Here is a 16321-nt window from a genome sequence, read left to right as displayed (position 1 = left end):
AGGCTTCAACATGGCAATCGTACAACCCAAATCAGTCAAATACCGGGTGTGGGCAACCCACCTGGTCATGTGGGGCTTCCTGGCGTTGATCATCTTCCCGTTGATCATGGTTATCGCCATCTCGTTCCGTAACGGTAACTTCGCGGTAGGGGAGATCATCCCCTCCAATCCGACGCTGGATCACTGGAAGCTGGCGCTGGGCATGTCCATCACCAACGCCGACGGCAGCATCACGCCGCCGCCGTTCCCGGTGCTGACCTGGTTGTGGAACTCCATCAAGATCGCCGGCATCACTGCCCTGATGATCGTGACGCTCTCCACCACTTGTGCTTACGCCTTTGCCCGCCTGCGTTTTCGTGGCAAGTCCACCATCCTGCAGGGCATGCTGATTTTCCAGATGTTCCCGGCAGTGCTGGCACTGGTAGCCATCTACGCGCTCTTTAACAAGATTGGTGACTACATCCCCTGGCTGGGTCTCAACACCCACGGTGGCCTGATCCTGGCGTACATGGGGGGGATCGCCCTCCACGTCTGGACCATCAAGGGCTACTTCGAGACCATCGACTCCTCCCTGGAGGAGGCGGCGGCCATCGACGGTGCGACCCCGTGGCAGGCATTCCGTCTGATCCTGTTGCCCCTGTCGGTGCCCATCCTGGCGGTAGTGTTTATTCTGGCCTTTATCGGTTCCATTACCGAGGTGCCCATGGCCTCCATCCTGTTGCAGGATGTGAACAATCTGACCCTGGCGGTCGGGGCCCAGCAGTACCTCTATCCGCAGAACTATCTGTGGGGTGATTTCGCGGCGGCCGCAGTGCTCTCCGGTTTCCCCATCACAGTGGTCTTCCTGCTGGCACAGCGCTGGTTGGTTGGCGGTCTGACCGCCGGTGGTGTGAAAGGTTAAGTTTATGGCCGGGGGAGCTGACTCCCCCCGCTATCACGATTTGCAAAGATTCAAGAGCGGAGCTCGTCATGGCTGAAGTAGTACTCAACAACGTTCGCAAAAATTACGATCCGGCTGTTCACAAGGACACCCTGCGCAACATCAACCTCTCCATCAAGGAAGGGGAGTTCATTGTCTTCGTCGGCCCGTCCGGCTGTGGCAAATCCACCCTGCTGCGGATGATCGCGGGTCTGGAAGACATCACCAGCGGTGAGCTGACCATCGGCGGTCGCTACATGAACGACGTGCCGCCGGTAGAGCGCAACGTCGGCATGGTGTTCCAGTCCTACGCCCTTTATCCGCACATGAACATCTACGAGAACATGGCCTTTGGTCTGAAGCTCAAGAAAATGGACAAGGAGAACATCCACAAGCGGGTGATGCGCGCCGCCGAGATCCTGGGTCTCGAGCCGCTGCTGGACAGAAAGCCCAAGGCGCTTTCCGGTGGTCAGCGTCAGCGTGTCGCCATCGGTCGCTCCATCGTGCAGCAGCCGCAGGTATTCCTGTTTGACGAACCCTTGTCCAACCTGGATGCCGCCCTGCGGGTCAAGATGCGGATCGAGATCGCCAAGCTGCACAAGGAGCTTAACTCCACCATCATCTACGTGACCCACGATCAGGTGGAAGCGATGACCCTGGCCGACAAGATTGTGGTGCTGAGCCCGCTCAAGGCCGAAGCTGCCACCAACCTGGAACAGTTCGGTTCACCGCTGGATCTCTACCACAACCCGGATAACAAGTTCGTGGCGGGCTTTATCGGCTCTCCCAAGATGAACTTCCTGGCGGGCGAGTTGCTGGAGATTGGCGAGCAGGAGTGCCTGGTCAAGTTGACCTCTGGCGATACCGTGCGTGCCCGGGTCGATGCCCGCAGTGGCGCTGTGGGTGACAAGGTGGAGCTGGGCATTCGCCCCGAGCACCTGATGCCGCTGGATCACCCCCATGCGCACAGCAAGGTGAGCGGGATCGTGCAGGTGGCCGAACACCTGGGCGCCGAGTCCTTCGTTTATATGGATGTGGATGGTCACGACTTTACCGTCAAGGCCACCTCGGATGTGGATGTGGCGACCGGTCAGACCTACAGCGTGGGTATCCCGGCCGAAGCCTGCTACCTGTTCGATGCCAAGGAGCAGGCGTTCCCCCGTACCGCCAAATATATCCGTACCTGATGTTTTATTGTGCTGGTTTTCCTTTCTTAATAATCAATGCCTTTTTGCCGGTCGTCAGACCGGCTTTTTATTGCCTGCGATCTGAACATGCAGATAGGCAAGGTAACCCGGTTCAAGCCTCGAGTTCGGCGGTAATATCGGGCACAAAGGTCTGGCTGGCCAGCGGCGGGCGCTCATACCCTTCGGTCTTGATGGGGGGGAGTTTGATGGGCTCGTAGTGGATCGCCTCGTAGGGCACCTTGCTCAGCAGATGGGCGATGCAGTTGAGGCGGGCACGGCGCTTGTCGTCCGCCTCCACCACGAACCAGGGGCAATCCTCGGTGTCGGTGTAGGTGAACATGTCATCCTTGGCGCGGGAGTACTCCACCCAGCGCGAGCGGGATTGCAAGTCCATCGGGCTGAACTTCCAGCGCTTGATGGGGGTGTTGATCCGCTCTTTAAAGCGCTTCTCCTGCTCCTCGTCACTGACCGAGAACCAGTATTTGATCAGGGTGATGCCGGAGCGGATCAGCATCCGCTCAAACTCGGGGCAGGCACGCAGAAACTCGCGATACTCGGCGTCGCTGCAAAATCCCATCACCCGCTCGACTCCGGCCCGGTTGTACCAGGAGCGGTCAAACAGCACCATTTCGCCAGCGGCGGGCAGGTGGGCCACATAACGCTGAAAGTACCACTGGGAGCGCTCCCGATCGGAGGGGGCTGGCAGCGCCGTGACCCGGCAGACCCGGGGGTTGAGCGGCTCGGTGATCGCCTTGATGACGCCCCCTTTACCGGCGGCGTCCCGTCCCTCGAACAGTACCACTACCTTCAATCCTTCCTGCTTGACCCACTCCTGCAGCTTGACCAGCTCCTCCTGCAGATGGGCAAGGTGGTGCTCGTAGCACTTCTTGTCCAGACGTGGCCGCTTCTTGCTCTTCTCCTTCGCCATGGGCTTCTCCTTTTGGCATCCTTTCATGGGTGACTTCTTTGAGTCACTGTCAGCTTGCACCAGGGAGGCGTCACCTGCCAAGGGGGACGTGATACACTGCCCGCCCATCGCTGGCAACAGGAGATAACATGAAGCATTTTATGGAGATAGCGGGCCGCCGGATGGCCTATCTGGACGAGGGGCAAGGGCCGGTACTGCTGTTTGGCCACAGCTATCTGTGGGACAGCGCCATGTGGGCGCCGCAAATCGAGGCGCTCAAGGGCAGCTATCGCTGCATCGTTCCCGAGCTGTGGGGCCACGGTGATTCCGACCTGCTCCCCGAAGGTGGCTGCACCCTGTCGACTCTGGCGCGGGATCACCTGGCGCTACTCGATGCCCTCGGCATTGAGGAGTTCGTGTTGGTGGGCCTCTCCATCGGCGGCATGTGGGGTGTTGAGCTGGCGCGCATGGTGCCAAACCGCCTTAAGGGTCTGGTGCTGATGGATAGTTTTGTCGGCTTGGAACCGCAGATCACCTGCGAGCGCTACCTCGGCATGCTGGCGATGATCGAGCAGCTCGGCACCGTGCCGGCGCCCATCATCGAACAGGTGGCGCCTATCTTCTTTGCCAACCAGCCCGATGCCGACTTGCTGGCCGATTTCAAGGCGCGTCTGGCCGCTTGGCCAAACGAGAAGATTGCCGCCATGGTGGCGGTGGGCCGCAGCTTTGTGACCCGCGAAGATCGTATCGAGTGGCTGGAGGAGGTCACCACTCCCGCGCTGGTGATGACAGGCTGCGAAGACAAGGCCCGTCCGGTGCTGGAGGGCTATCTGATGGCCGAGGTGCTGGGTTGCCCGTTCAAGGAGATCCCGGCCGCTGGCCACATCTCGTCGCTGGAAAATCCGGCCTTCGTCAATCAGCAGCTGGCCGATTTTCTGGCGGCGCTGTAAGCCTGAATAGGCAGCTTGAGCAGGCTGTACTACCAGCCTGATGGTCGTGAAAAAGGGAGCCGAGGGCTCCCTTTTGTTTGGTCGTGCCTCACGGTTCAAGACTAATAACCGTTACCAGATATAGCCCAGCGCAAAGCCTGCATAGAGTTCGCCATCGTGCTGGACGATGGGGCTATTTTTGATGTCCCGATCATACCATTCGTAGTTCATGGCAAACATGCCAATCCAGTTGGGGCTGAAGCGGTAGCTGGTGATGAGCGCCGCCATCGGGGAGAGGGTAGTGCCGGTATCCCAGGCGGGCCGCTGGGCGGTCGCTTCACTCTCGGAGATGCCGCCGAAGTAGTAGTTGGCCATCTTGTCGCTGCGCAGCATCAGCCCCATCCCCGGCATGATCAGCAGGTTGTCGCGCAGGATGGGGAAGTCGGCCCACAGCAGCAGCTCTTGTCCTTTGCTGCGGCCGGTGACATCACTGTTGGCACGAACGGTCAGCAGGGCGTAGGGGGTGATGATGTTGCCACCGATCCCGCCTTCCAGCTGCCATTTGCGCTGCTCCATGCCAGTAAAGGCCGGAGAATCCTCGGGATCCAGATTGCCAAACCGAACCCGGCCATAGCCGTAGAGGGCGACGTTCTCATCCTTGTGGAAGTAGTAGCGGGCCCGATCTCCCAGAAACATAAAGTCGTCGCCGAAGTAGATAAAGCCCGGGATGGCGTAGAGTGCGTTGTCCTGCGCTTCATAACGGGCCTGTCCCCCGATGAGCGCTGCACCGGCGACAAAGCCCTGTGGCACCGGGCTGGTAGGGTTGTCGCTGGTGAGCAGATCCATGGCGCCAAGATCGATATCGGCGCGGACGGGCAGGGCGGCAGCGAGCAGCAGGGCCGTCAGCCCTGCCGCTCTGATTTGACGAAAAAAGGTCATGGACACTCCGTTGTCACGATTGCAGGGGATGCGGGTTATTTTGCGGCACCGGGCATCTCTTCACGTTTTGGCCAGGCATTGATCACCGCCTTGACCAGGGTGGCGAGAGGAATGGCGAAGAAGACCCCCCAGAATCCCCACAAGCCGCCGAAGACCAGCACGGCGATGATGATGGCCACCGGATGGAGGTTGACCGCTTCCGAGAAAAGCACCGGCACCAGCAGGTTGCCATCGAGAGCCTGAATGACCAGATAGGCCACCATCAGCCAGGCGAACTCGGGGGTGAGCCCCCACTGGAACAGGGCCACCATGGCGACCGGTACGGTCACCACGGCGGCGCCGATATAGGGGATCAGCACCGAAAAGCCGACCGCGACCGCCAGCAGCACCGAATAGCGCAGCCCCATCAGGGCGAAGGGGACATAGGTGGCGATGCCGACGATGAGGATCTCGATCACCTTGCCGCGGATGTAGTTGATGATCTGGTTGTTCATCTCGACCCACACCCGGTTGACTAGGGTGCGGTTGCGCGGCAGGAAGCGGCGCAGGCTGCCCATCAGTACCCGCTTGTCTTTGAGCATAAAGAAGACCATCAGCGGCACCAAAATGAGGTAGATCATGATGGCCACCACGTTGACCAGCGAACTGAGGGAGGCGCTCACCAGATGCTCGCCGCCACTGAGGATGCGCTGGCGAATATTGTCGATGACGGTCTCCACCAGACTGACGTCGATGAGCTCGGGGTATTTGTCCGGCAGGGTGCGGACATAATCCTGAGCGTGGGTCAGCATGGCCGGCGCCTCTTTGGCCAGATTGATCCCCTGACTGACCAGCGTCGGGATAAGACCCAGCAAGGAGGCGACTGCTACCGCAATAAAGAGGATCAGAATGACGCTGGTGGCCAGGGTGCGCGACAGCCCCGCTTTTTGCAGCCGGGCGACCGGCCACTCCAGCAGATAGGCCATTACCAGCGCCACCAGCAGGGGGGCCAGCAGATCGCCAAACAGCCAGATGATGGTGAAGCAGAACACCAGCAACAGGAAAAGGGTAACGGCATCGGGATCGGAAAAACGGGTCTGATACCAGTGCTTCAATACTTCTAACATGACGGCATCCTTACATCACTGGGGCTCAAGATGGTTGTTTAGCCCCGACAACCAACTGCAAAGAGAGGGTTTTGTCCGCTTCTTGCTGCACCTCGACATGGTGGCCCTGACGGTGCAGATAGGCCGGAATATCCTGCCGGGAGCCCGCATCGGCCAGCCGGATGGTGACGGTTTGACCGCTTTGGGCCTCCCTTAACCAGAGCTTGAGCCGGATCAGCGGCTCGGGGCAACGCCAGGGGGTCAGGTCGAGAACTTCCATGGGGGCTCCATCAGGCAGGTGGCCGCTATTATGGCCGTGATAAGAGCATGAAACAACGCTTGTAGCCCTTGATGGGCAAGGGTATTCTGCCGAGGCCCTTTCTGATGGAGATAGAGATAACGTGGCACGTTTTTCCCCCCTGATGGCATCGCTTCCCCTGCTGGCTTCCCTGATGGGCGCCACGTTTCATGCCGAGGCCAACAATCAGCTTCCCGACATCGGCACGGCCGGGGTTGCTGCCCTGCCCATCGAGCAGGAAGTGCGTTACGGCAATGCTTTTATGCGCTTTGCCCGTGCGGGTCTGCCGATCATCGATGATCCGGTGCTGAGCCAGTACATTGATGATCTGGGTCAGCGACTACTGACCAACGCCGATGGGGTGCGTTTCCCGTTTACCTTCTTCCTCATCAATGATCCCACCATCAACGCGGCCGCCTTCCTCGGCGGGCGGGTCAAGGTGCACACCGGCCTCTTCCTCTACGCCGACAGCGAGAGCGAGCTGGCCTCGGTACTGGCTCACGAAATCACCCACGTGACCCAGCGCCATATCGCCCGTTATATGGAAGCGCAGGCGAGCAGCTCGGCGGTGACTCTGGCCGGTTTGGTGGGCTCCATCGCGCTGGCGGTGATCAACCCGACTGCCGGTATCGCCGCGCTGCAGACCACGCTGGGCCTCTCCATGCAATCGGCCATCAACTACACCCGCGACAACGAATATGAAGCGGATCGCATCGGCATGAAGACCCTCTATGATGCCGGTTTCGATCCCATGGGGATGGCCAATTTCTTCCAGAAACTGGCTGCCGAATACCGTTACGCCAGCAAGCCGCCGGAAATGCTGCTCACTCACCCGCTGCCGGAGACCCGGATCAGCGAGGCCCGCGCTCGGGCGGGCAGCTATGGCCGCCGCGACTTGCCGCCCAGCCTCGACTTCTGGCTGGCCAAGGTGCGGATTCAGGTTCGTTTTGGTACCGATACCCCGCAGGGGCTGCTGAGCTACTTCGATAGCCGGATCCAGAAGGGGGATTATCCGCTCAAGGATGCCGCCATCTATGGCAAGGCGCTGGCGCTGATCCAGCTCAAGCGCACCGACGAGGCTGATACCCTGATGCAGGAGCTGGCGGCCCGTCATCCGGAAGATCTCTTTATCGTCGATGCCCAGACCGACATCGATCTGGCCAAGGGGCGCAGTGCCCAGGCCATCGCGCGCCTCGAGAAGTTCCGCAGCCGGATGCCGGACAACGAAGTGGTGGTGGTCAACCTCGGCAACGCCTATCTCGAGAGCGGCAACTACAAGAAGTCCATTGCCATCCTCGACCCCTATGCCCGTGCGCATGAGGAGAACAATCTGGCCTGGAACCTGCTGGCCGATGCCTATCGCAAGGCGGGCAGAATGACCGAGCTGCATATGGCGCGGGCCGAGATGCTCGCACTGCGCGGGGATTATCAGGCAGCCATCGACGAGCTGATCGTGGCGCGCGGTACCACCAGCGACCGGATGACCCTGGCTCGTCTGGAGGCGCGCATCACAGAGCTGGAGCGGGCCAAGAAGGATCTCGACAGCCTCAAGGGCTAACGACAGCTGGCATTGGCCAATCCAACAAGGGCGCACCACGGTGCGCCCTTGTTGTTTATGGCGGTGGCGTTGATGTGGGGGACGGTGATAGCAGCGATGGGCTAGTGACTCAGGTTGCTGGGGGTGCTGGCGGTCGCCTTGAGCATCTCGATCTGCTGCTGGTCGAGTTCGCCGACCAGCGTCTGCTTGAGTTTGCCCTCACTATCGAGCAGGTAGCTGGTAGGCAGCCCGCTTGGGCGAGGGAAGGGGAGCTTGGCATCTTCATTGGCAATAAGGAGCGGCACCTTGATGTGATACTGCGCAGCCAGCTTGTCCAGCTCTGCTGGCGTGGTCGGGTCGTAGTTGATGGCCACCACGGTGATCTGGCCCTCCGCTGCCAGCGCGTTGAGGCGCGGCATCTCCCGCAGGCAGGGGGCGCACCAGGGGGCGAAGTAGTTGACCAGCAGCGGCTTGCCGGCAAAGTGGCGCAGGCTGACCGACTGCCCTGTTGCATCGGTAAATTCGGGGGCGGGTGTGCACGCGCCCAGCAGGCCAGCCACAATCAGCCAACAAATTCGTTTCAATTCCTTTCCACTGCCGCTTACCCTGACCATCACTTTCCCCTACAATAGCGCCGTTTCTAGTCCCATCTTGCGATTAATCAGGGAGTTACCATGAGCGAGACCCAAATCTACCACAATCCGCGCTGCTCCAAGAGTCGCGAAACCCTGGTTCTGCTGGAACAGCACGGGATCGCCCCTGATGTGGTGCTCTATCTGGAGCAGGCCCCGAGCGAAGATGAGATCCGCAACCTGCTCTCTCTGCTCGGCTTTAACGATCCGCGCCAGCTGATGCGCACCAAGGAAGAGCTCTACAAGGAGCTGGGATTGGCCGATGTCAGCGGTGATGCCCTTATTCGCGCCATGCACCAGCATCCCAAGCTGATCGAGCGCCCAATTGTCATCAAGACTGGTCAGGCCCGGATCGGTCGCCCGCCGGAGCAGGTGCAGGAGATCCTCAAGTGAGCACCCGCTTCGCACGTTGGCTGACCCTGGTCGGCTTCTTCGGTCTGCTGGGCTGGGTCATCCTCTGGCATCTGTGGCTGTCGCCCCATCCTGACCTCAACCCCTGGCTGCTGCCGGTGATCTGGACGGTGCCGCTGCTCTTCCCTCTCAAGGGGATAGTGCAGGGCAACCCCTACACCCACGCTTGGGGCAACTTCGTATTGATGCCCTATTTCCTCCATGCCCTCACCCTGATCACTACGGATGAGGGGGAGCGGTGGCTGGCGGTGGTGGAGCTGGTCTTCACCACTCTCGCCTTTGTCGGCACCATCTATTACGCCCGACTGCGTGGTCGGGAACTTGGCTTAAGCATTCGCAAGAAGAAAGACGAAGCCAACTGATGACAAACGCCCCGCAAGGGGCGTTTTTTATGGGGACGCTGCTCTATCCAGAGGGATCACTGTGCCCCTTGGGCTTCCCGATATTGGGCCAGCTGCTGCTGGCTAAAGTCCATCAGCTGGGGATAGAAGCGCAGAAATCCCGCCTCGCATGTTTGCCACTGGGACTCATCGAGGGTCAGCAGCGCCTCTCCCAGTTGTACCGGGCGGCGCAGTCGGCGACCTATGCCATTTAGCGCTTGCCCCAGCCCCTCCCTGTGGCGGTAGGAGGCGATCCAGTTCTGCTCGGCCATCCGTTTGAGGGGGAGTGGCAGTCCGTCCGGCAGGCGTGGGTGATCCGCCAATAGCTGCTCATAACCGCGTTGCAGGAAGCGGGGCAGGGGCTCGGTGCTGAACAGTCCCCAGTGCTGGCTCAGCCAGTGGTCGTAGATCATATCCACCACTATGCCGCCAAAGCGGCGCCAGGGGGCCTCGAAACAGGCGACGGCCGCCTTGTGCTCGGGGTGGCTGTCGGTGAAAGCGTCAATTTTGCGGTGTAGCCAGATCCCCTCATCGAAGTGGGCGGCAAGCCCCGTGGGCAGCGTGCCTTTGACGAAATCGCCGAGCAGATTGCCGGTGAGGGAGCTTCGGGTGTGTGCAGCCAGATGGAGATGGGCCAGAAAATTCATCGGTCGCTGTGGGTCTGTTATGGGATGGCAAGATGCTTCGAGCCTAACGGATCCTGCCCGCCTTGACCATGATCGGGATTTTGCTAATGCCCGGCGGCTGCCTCTTGCCGGGCAAAATTCGGGCGTGCTAAGGTGATGCCATCTTTGTCACAGGACGCGACAAACCACCATGATGCGCAAAGCCAGAGGCTTTTTTCTGGCCTTCTACTTCAAGCCTTTCTATCTCTCCGAGTGGTTCGACGAATAGATCGAACCTCTGGAGCAGTTCACTGACGCCCGCTCGGGCGTGATCTCGCTCATCCAGATTTTGCCGCTTTTGGTCATCGTATGCATTCGCCTGCGATGCCTTGTCCGCGCCTGTGCGCTTTTTATGTAATGGAGTACTCAAGATGAAGATCAGACTGACCCTCTCAGCCCTGTTTGTTGCCAGCCTGCTGGCCACCCCCACCATGGCCAAGGAGTGGAAAACCGTGCGTTTCGGGGTGGAGGGGGCCTACCCGCCCTTCTCCTGGACCGATGCATCGGGCGAGATCAAGGGGTTTGATATCGATCTCGCCAATGCCCTGTGTCAGCAGATGGCGGTCAAGTGCGAGCTGGTGGCGCAGGATTGGGACGGCATGATCCCGGCCCTGCTGTCGCGCAAATACGACGCCATCATAGCCGCCATGTCGATCACCGACGAGCGGCGCCAGAAGGTCGATTTCACCGAGAAATATGCCCATATTCCCAATCGCTTTGTGGCGGCCAAGGGGACCGAGCTGACGCTGACCCCGGAAGGCATGGCGGGCAAGCGCATCGGGGTGCAGCGGGCCACCACCCACGACAAGTACCTGACCGACAATTTTGGCTCGAGTGTCACCATAGTCCGCTACGGCAATGCCGATGAGGCCTATCTCGATCTGAAAGCGGGTCGGGTGCTGGCCCTGCTGGCCGATGCCTCTGCCATCGAGCAGGGGCTCCTTGGCAAAGAGGGGGGCGACAAGTTCGACTATGTGGGGCCTGCCCTGACCGATCGCCAGTGGTTTGGTGATGGGATGGGGATCGCCGTGCGCAAGAGCGATAAGGAGCTCAAGGGCAAGCTGGACGAGGCGATCAAGGCCCTGCGTGCCAATGGTACCTATCAGCAGATCAACCAGAAGTACTTCAAGTACGATATATATGGTGGTTGACGGGGGGAGGGAGCTTGCTCCCTCTCTTTTCATTGGGCAAGCGACAATCGAGCAAGGAGGATTGCCATGTTGACCCTGATCGAGGGAGCCGAGATCTTCAGCCCCACCCACCTTGGCCAGCAGGATCTGCTGGTGGCCGATGGCCGTATCGCCTGGATGGGCAAAGGGTTGACGGTACCCGCAAACTGGCCGCTGCATCGGGTCGATGGTCGTGGCCGCTATCTGGTGCCCGGGTTGGTGGATCCGCTGGCCCATATTACCGGGGGCGGCGGTGAGGGGGGCTTTGCCTTTCGCACCCCTGAACTGGCGGCGAGCGAGGCACTCAGGGCCGGTGTCACCACCCTGGTGGCAGCGCTTGGCACCGACAGCCTGACCCGCACCCCCGCGCAGGTGCTCGGCAAGGTGCGCGAGTTTCGCGCCGCCGGGGTGAGCGCTTTTATGTATACCGGCTCCTACCATCTACCGGTCAAGACCCTGACCGGCACGGTGGAGTCGGACATCGTCCTGATCCCAGAGGTATTGGGGGTGGGGGAGGTGGCCATCAGCGACCACAGATCCAGCGCGCCGACCCACGATGAGCTGGCCAGGCTTGCCAGCGAGGCGCGGGTGGCCGGGCTGCTTGCGGGCAAGAGCGGGGTCAGCTTCTTCCATGTCGGGGATGGCAAGGGGGCATTGGCCCCCCTGCGGGCTCTGCGCGATAAGACCGATATTCCGCTGCGCCAGCTCTATCCCACTCACTGCAACCGCAACCCCTGGCTCTTTGCCGAGGCCATCGAGTGGGGCAAGGCGGGAGGTTGGGTCGACCTCACCACCTCGAGCTTTCCCGATCTGCTGGAGGATGGCGAGCGGCTTGCCGCCGATGCGCTCGTCGAGTTGCTGGCCGCCAATGTGCCTGCCGATCGCATCACCTTCAGCTCGGATGCCAACGCCAGCCTGCCGCGCTTTGATGGCGAAGGGCGGCTAATCGAGATGCGCTGCGGCCAGATTGCCAGCCTGTGGCAGCAGTGCGTGCGCGCGACCCGGCTCGGTGTCTCGCTGGAGAGGGCATTGGCCGCGGTGACGAGCAATCCGGCGCAGGCGCTGGGGCTTGGCAGCAAGGGGCGTATCGGGGTCGGGCAGGATGCGGATCTGCTGCTGGTGCACGACCGGACGTTTGCTATCGAAAGGGTGATGAGCGGCGGCCTGTGGCGCGAATAAGGCTGCGAGCAATATCGCAGCCAGTGCGTGGTTGCTCCAAACAGCAAAAGCCCGACAACAAGGTCGGGCTTTTTTATCTGCAATGTGGGAATCAGGCTTAGATCGCCAGAAACCCGAGGATCAGGATGGGGCCGAGCAGGCTCAGGATAAAGCCGGAGACAATGGCCACCGGCACCACCTGAATGCCCCCTGATTTCTGGATAACCGGCAGGGTGAAGTCCAGTGCCGTGGCGCCACCGTAACCGATGGCCGCCGAGGGGTGGCGACGCATCAGCACCGGGATGATCAGAATGGCGATAAGCTCGCGCCCAAGATCGTTGATAAAGGCAGCAGAACCGAGCACCGGCCCCAGTTTGTCGGCCACCAGAATGCCGGAGAGCGAATACCAGCCGAAGCTCGAGCTCATCGCCAGACCATGGGCAAAGGGCATCTCCAGCAACTGGGCCGCCAGCAGGCTGCCCAGCCAGCTGCTGAGGATGACGGTGGCGGCTATCTTCATCCCCCAGGGGTTGAGCAGGATCTGGCGCAGCCGCATGCCGGAGTTGCGCATCTGCACCCCGATGAGAAACAGCAGCAGCATCAGGGCCCACTCGCTCCACTTGTCGATGGGCAGGGCGCGCAGATCTACCAGTAGACCCAGCAGCACACCGCCGAGCACCACAAAGCAGAGCTGCAGGGATTCCCACAACAGGTGCAACTTGCCCGGCATCTTGGCATCGCTCGCCTCGTGGGTCGGCGGCGTGCGCTTGTCGAGCCACCAGAGGGCCAGCAGGTTGCAGACCGTGATCGCGGTGAGCATCACCCCGGCGACCTTGAAGATCACCGCCAGATTGCTGCCCAGGTTCTCCACATAGGCAAGCCCCAGCCCCATCAGGAACAGAATGAGGTAGACCATCTTGCCCAGACTCTGGTTGACCAGCTTGATCAGCCGGGCAGAGGAGAGGGGAATCAGATAGCCGATTGCCAGTGGCAACAGGATCAGCAACACATTGAGCAGCATCGAGGCCTCGATCACAAAAACTGATAAAAACACCACCTTATCATTACTTATTGGCTCTGTGTCACATATCTATCGCTTTCATGGCCGAAAACAGCCCTTTTGGGGGCGGACTGTTACTTTTTCGCCACAAACTCTCTGTTTGATAAGGTTCTGTGCGAGCCCGATTGCACCAATGAAATCAAGTTGATCCAATCGGGGTGCCGATATTTCGCTCGGCAAGGGGATGCATAAAGCCGTTTTGGTGCCAGTTTGGCACACATCACGCTTTTCTCTTGCCACTGATATGATTGGGGTATAAAAAGGCGGTATCGGAATAGCCATTGAAACGGCTGTTTATGCAAACAAAGTGCTGAAAAATACGCAAAGAGCGAATAAAAATAGAGCGAATCCCCTGAAGACCCTCGTTCTGTATTGTTTTTTCACTATCCGGGTGATATTTTCGCTGAAGGTTGCCATCGGTTAACTTTTTGTTAAATGGACGATGGTTGAGTCACGCCCCCTGCGGCGTCTAGGGACAGACAAGGTTGTAATGGATGAGCGACGTTGCCGCACTGGAAGTACGTGATCTGCACAAATATTTTGGCACCCACGAAGTGCTCAAGGGCATCGACATGACCGCCCACAAGGGGGATGTGATCTCCCTTATCGGCTCCTCCGGCTCGGGGAAGTCGACCTTTCTTCGCTGTATCAATCTGCTCGAAACCCCCTCATCCGGCACCGTCTCGCTCCATGGCGAGCTGATCCGGATGAAAACCAGCCGCGCCGGCGAGCGGTTGCCCGAGGATATGCGTCAGGTGGAGCGGATCCGCAGCCGCCTGGCTATGGTGTTTCAAAGTTTCAATCTCTGGTCACACATGACCATCATGCAGAACATTATCGAAGTGCCGATCCAGGTGCTCAAGGTGCCTCGCGCCGAAGCACTGGCCAAGGCAGAGCAACTGCTCAACCGGGTTGGACTCTGGGAGCGGCGTGACTACTATCCCGGCCACCTCTCCGGTGGTCAGCAGCAGCGGGCCGCCATCGCCCGTGCGCTGGCGGTAGAGCCCGAGGTGATGTTGTTTGACGAACCCACCTCGGCGCTGGATCCCGAGCTGGTGGGGGAGGTGCTCGGCCTGATGCGCGAGCTGGCCGAAGAGGGGCGCACCATGCTGGTGGTGACCCACGAGATGTCGTTTGCCCGGGATGTATCGAACAAGGTGATGTTTCTGCATCAGGGGCGGGTGGAAGAGGAGGGCAACCCCAAGGAGATTTTCGCCCATCCCAAATCCGAGCGGTTCAAGCAATTCATCTCCTCCATCTACTGATGGCGGGATGCCTGGTTACCCAATCAACTGTTTTATCAAGGAGAGATACATGAACAAGCTGATGCTGGCGACAGCCGTAGTTACTGCCCTTGCGTCCGGTAGCCTGATGGCCAAGGAGTGGAAAGAGGTCCGGATCGGGGTTGAGGGTGCCTATCCCCCCTTCTCCTGGACCGAGCCCAGTGGCGAGGTGAAAGGCTTTGATATCGACATCGCCAACGCCCTGTGCGAAGAGATGAAAGTGAAGTGCACCCTGGTCAAGCAGGACTGGGACGGCATCATTCCGGCGCTGCTGTCACGCAAGTTTGACGCCATCATCGCCACCATGGACATCACCGAAGAGCGCAAGAAGAAGGTGGACTTCACCCAGAAGTACCAGCACATTCCGGCCCGCTTTGCCGCCAAGAAGGGCACTGATGTGCAGCTCGACAAAGCCTTTATGGAAGGCAAGTCCGTCGCGGTGCAGCGTGCGACCTCCATGGATACCTTTATTACCGACAACTTCCCCAACGCCACCATCAAGCGTTACGGTACGGCCGATGAAGCCTATCTCGATCTGAAATCCGGTCGTGTGGACTATGTGCTGGCCGACTCCGCCGCCATTACCGACGGTCTGTTCAAGAAAGAGGGGGGCGATGCCTTTGAATTCGTCGGTCCGAAACTGACCGATCCCAAGTGGTTTGGCGAGGGTGCAGGTATTGCGGTACGCAAGGCTGACAAGGATCTGAAAGAGAAATTCAACGCCGCCATTCTGGCACTGCGTGCCAATGGCAAGTACAAGGCGATCAACGACAAGTACTTTGAGTTCGACGTATACGGCGAGTAAAAACCGGAGTCGTGTACGGTGAGTCATTCGCCACATAGATAGCGAATAACAGGCCGACCGGCTCACCTCGTCAGTCGTCATCGGGCCCGTTCTCTCCGTGTGGAGCGATGGGCCCTATTAATTGCAATGGAGCTGCATCTGGCCGTGTTAAGGATGTGGGTTCTCTTGTTGTTCAGAGGCACCAGCCCACTCGATAAGTTGCAATGGAGCTGCATATGTTTGATTTGAAAGGATACGAAGCCTCGCTGCTGGAGGGTGCCTGGGTCACCCTGGAAGTGGCGCTGGCCTCCCTGCTGCTGGCGTTGCTGCTGGGGATGCTGGGGGCGCTGGCCAAACTCTCTCCCTACAAGTGGGCCCGGGCCATCGCCACCGGCTACACCACCATTATTCGCGGCATCCCCGATCTGGTGCTGATGATGCTGCTCTTCTTTGGCGGCCAGGTGCTGATCAACGGTATCTGCACCTGGGTCAACGAGACTTACAACAGCTGGTTACTGGAGAGTAATCCCAATCAGGAGTGGGTCTCCCTGCTTCCGGACTATATCGACATCAGCCCCTTTGTGGCCGGTGTCGCGACCATCGGCTTTATCTTCGGCGCCTATATGACCGAGACCTTTCGCGGCGCCATTCTGGCGGTGGACAAAGGCGAGCTGGAGGCCGCACGGGCCTTTGGCATGCGGGCAACCCAGGTGTTTGTGCGGATCCTCTTCCCCCAAATGATGCGCCACGCCCTGCCGGGCTTTGGCAACAACTGGCTGGTGCTGCTGAAAACCACTGCGCTGGTCTCCATCATCGGCCTTGATGACATGGTGCGCAAAGCCTCGCTGGCGGCGGGCTCGACCCAGCAACCCTTCACCTTCTACATGGCGGTGGCGCTGATCTTCCTGATCTTCACCGCAGTCTCCACCTCGGCGCTCAAGTGGGCCGAGCGTCATTACGCCATCAAGACGAGGTAAG

At 59.9% G+C, this 16321-nt stretch carries 18 protein-coding genes; 11 read left to right on the top strand and 7 right to left on the bottom strand.

All coding sequences use genetic code 11. The annotated features are described in order from the left end of the window. The first annotated feature begins 10 nt into the window (after positions 1-10). Positions 11-901 (top strand): maltose ABC transporter permease MalG, encoded by an 891-nt coding sequence (gene malG / locus A9G06_RS14695; protein ID WP_005333868.1) that lies wholly within the window; start codon positions 11-13, stop codon positions 899-901. Between the two features lie 68 nt (positions 902-969). Then, entirely contained in the window at positions 970-2106 is a 1137-nt protein-coding gene (locus tag A9G06_RS14690; RefSeq protein ID WP_005333867.1) for an ABC transporter ATP-binding protein, read from the top strand. A 112-nt stretch (positions 2107-2218) separates the two neighbouring features. Here the strand turns inward: A9G06_RS14690 and ppk2 are convergent, their stop codons facing one another. Continuing rightward, positions 2219-3034, bottom strand: a complete 816-nt coding sequence (gene ppk2, locus A9G06_RS14685) for a polyphosphate kinase 2 (protein ID WP_005361444.1) — start codon at positions 3032-3034, stop codon at positions 2219-2221. 128 nt (positions 3035-3162) lie between these two features. Between ppk2 and A9G06_RS14680 the strand changes: the two genes are divergently transcribed. Next, positions 3163-3963 carry an alpha/beta fold hydrolase gene (locus A9G06_RS14680; RefSeq protein WP_069555703.1) on the top strand — a complete coding sequence of 267 codons (801 nt, stop codon included), beginning with the start codon at positions 3163-3165 and terminating at the stop codon, positions 3961-3963. A 111-nt stretch (positions 3964-4074) separates the two neighbouring features. On the opposite strand, the gene A9G06_RS14675 is transcribed toward A9G06_RS14680, so the two are convergent. The 3 genes from A9G06_RS14675 to A9G06_RS14665 are packed head-to-tail and all read right to left on the bottom strand — an operon-like array spanning position 4075 to position 6246. Further along, positions 4075-4881 (bottom strand): MipA/OmpV family protein, encoded by an 807-nt coding sequence (locus A9G06_RS14675; protein ID WP_069555702.1) that lies wholly within the window; start codon positions 4879-4881, stop codon positions 4075-4077. Positions 4882-4916: 35 nt separating this feature from the next. Next, positions 4917-5987, bottom strand: coding sequence for an AI-2E family transporter (locus A9G06_RS14670; RefSeq protein ID WP_069555701.1), 1071 nt, complete (start codon positions 5985-5987; stop codon positions 4917-4919). A 25-nt stretch (positions 5988-6012) separates the two neighbouring features. After that, on the bottom strand, positions 6013-6246 hold the full coding sequence (locus A9G06_RS14665) for a sulfurtransferase TusA family protein (protein ID WP_069555700.1): 234 nt from the start codon (positions 6244-6246) through the stop codon (positions 6013-6015). A gap of 121 nt (positions 6247-6367) precedes the next feature. Here A9G06_RS14665 and A9G06_RS14660 point away from each other — a divergent pair, with 121 nt between their 5' ends. After that, on the top strand, positions 6368-7822 hold the full coding sequence (locus A9G06_RS14660; protein ID WP_005352930.1) for a M48 family metalloprotease: 1455 nt from the start codon (positions 6368-6370) through the stop codon (positions 7820-7822). Positions 7823-7923: 101 nt separating this feature from the next. Here the strand turns inward: A9G06_RS14660 and A9G06_RS14655 are convergent, their stop codons facing one another. Continuing rightward, positions 7924-8415 carry a TlpA disulfide reductase family protein gene (locus A9G06_RS14655; RefSeq protein WP_069555699.1) on the bottom strand — a complete coding sequence of 164 codons (492 nt, stop codon included), beginning with the start codon at positions 8413-8415 and terminating at the stop codon, positions 7924-7926. A gap of 60 nt (positions 8416-8475) precedes the next feature. On the opposite strand from A9G06_RS14655, the gene arsC reads away from it, so the two are divergent. Then, entirely contained in the window at positions 8476-8826 is a 351-nt protein-coding gene (gene arsC, locus A9G06_RS14650; RefSeq protein ID WP_069555698.1) for an arsenate reductase (glutaredoxin), read from the top strand. Beyond that, on the top strand, positions 8823-9206 hold the full coding sequence (locus tag A9G06_RS14645) for a DUF2069 domain-containing protein (RefSeq protein WP_005333836.1): 384 nt from the start codon (positions 8823-8825) through the stop codon (positions 9204-9206). The genes arsC and A9G06_RS14645 overlap by 4 nt, the downstream gene beginning before the upstream one ends. A gap of 56 nt (positions 9207-9262) precedes the next feature. On the opposite strand, the gene A9G06_RS14640 is transcribed toward A9G06_RS14645, so the two are convergent. Beyond that, complete coding sequence (locus A9G06_RS14640) at positions 9263-9871, bottom strand: ACP phosphodiesterase (protein WP_069555697.1); 609 nt, start codon at positions 9869-9871, stop codon at positions 9263-9265. Between the two features lie 389 nt (positions 9872-10260). Between A9G06_RS14640 and A9G06_RS14635 the strand changes: the two genes are divergently transcribed. Then, a complete protein-coding gene (locus tag A9G06_RS14635) occupies positions 10261-11040 on the top strand; it encodes an ABC transporter substrate-binding protein (RefSeq protein ID WP_069555696.1) in 780 nt (259 codons plus the stop codon). Positions 11041-11106: 66 nt separating this feature from the next. Further along, positions 11107-12237: a beta-aspartyl-peptidase gene (gene iadA, locus A9G06_RS14630; protein ID WP_069555695.1), complete on the top strand. Its 1131-nt coding sequence runs from the start codon at positions 11107-11109 to the stop codon at positions 12235-12237. A 97-nt stretch (positions 12238-12334) separates the two neighbouring features. On the opposite strand, the gene A9G06_RS14625 is transcribed toward iadA, so the two are convergent. Beyond that, the gene (locus A9G06_RS14625) at positions 12335-13237 is read right to left on the bottom strand and encodes a lysine exporter LysO family protein (protein ID WP_069555727.1); all 903 of its coding nucleotides are present in this window, start codon (positions 13235-13237) and stop codon (positions 12335-12337) included. 533 nt (positions 13238-13770) lie between these two features. Here A9G06_RS14625 and A9G06_RS14620 point away from each other — a divergent pair. The 3 genes from A9G06_RS14620 to A9G06_RS14610 all read left to right on the top strand — a co-directional run bounded on the left by A9G06_RS14620 (position 13771) and on the right by A9G06_RS14610 (position 16320). Next, the gene (locus tag A9G06_RS14620) at positions 13771-14541 is read left to right on the top strand and encodes an ABC transporter ATP-binding protein (RefSeq protein WP_005337310.1); all 771 of its coding nucleotides are present in this window, start codon (positions 13771-13773) and stop codon (positions 14539-14541) included. A 49-nt stretch (positions 14542-14590) separates the two neighbouring features. Continuing rightward, positions 14591-15364, top strand: a complete 774-nt coding sequence (locus A9G06_RS14615; protein WP_069555694.1) for an ABC transporter substrate-binding protein — start codon at positions 14591-14593, stop codon at positions 15362-15364. A 215-nt stretch (positions 15365-15579) separates the two neighbouring features. Continuing rightward, the gene (locus A9G06_RS14610; RefSeq protein ID WP_005352911.1) at positions 15580-16320 is read left to right on the top strand and encodes an ABC transporter permease; all 741 of its coding nucleotides are present in this window, start codon (positions 15580-15582) and stop codon (positions 16318-16320) included. Position 16321: the final 1 nt, after the last annotated feature.

Source organism: Aeromonas sp. DNP9 (genome assembly GCF_001728955.1).
GTDB lineage: Bacteria > Pseudomonadota > Gammaproteobacteria > Enterobacterales > Aeromonadaceae > Aeromonas > Aeromonas veronii.
This window is presented reverse-complemented; position numbering and strand designations above follow the sequence as displayed.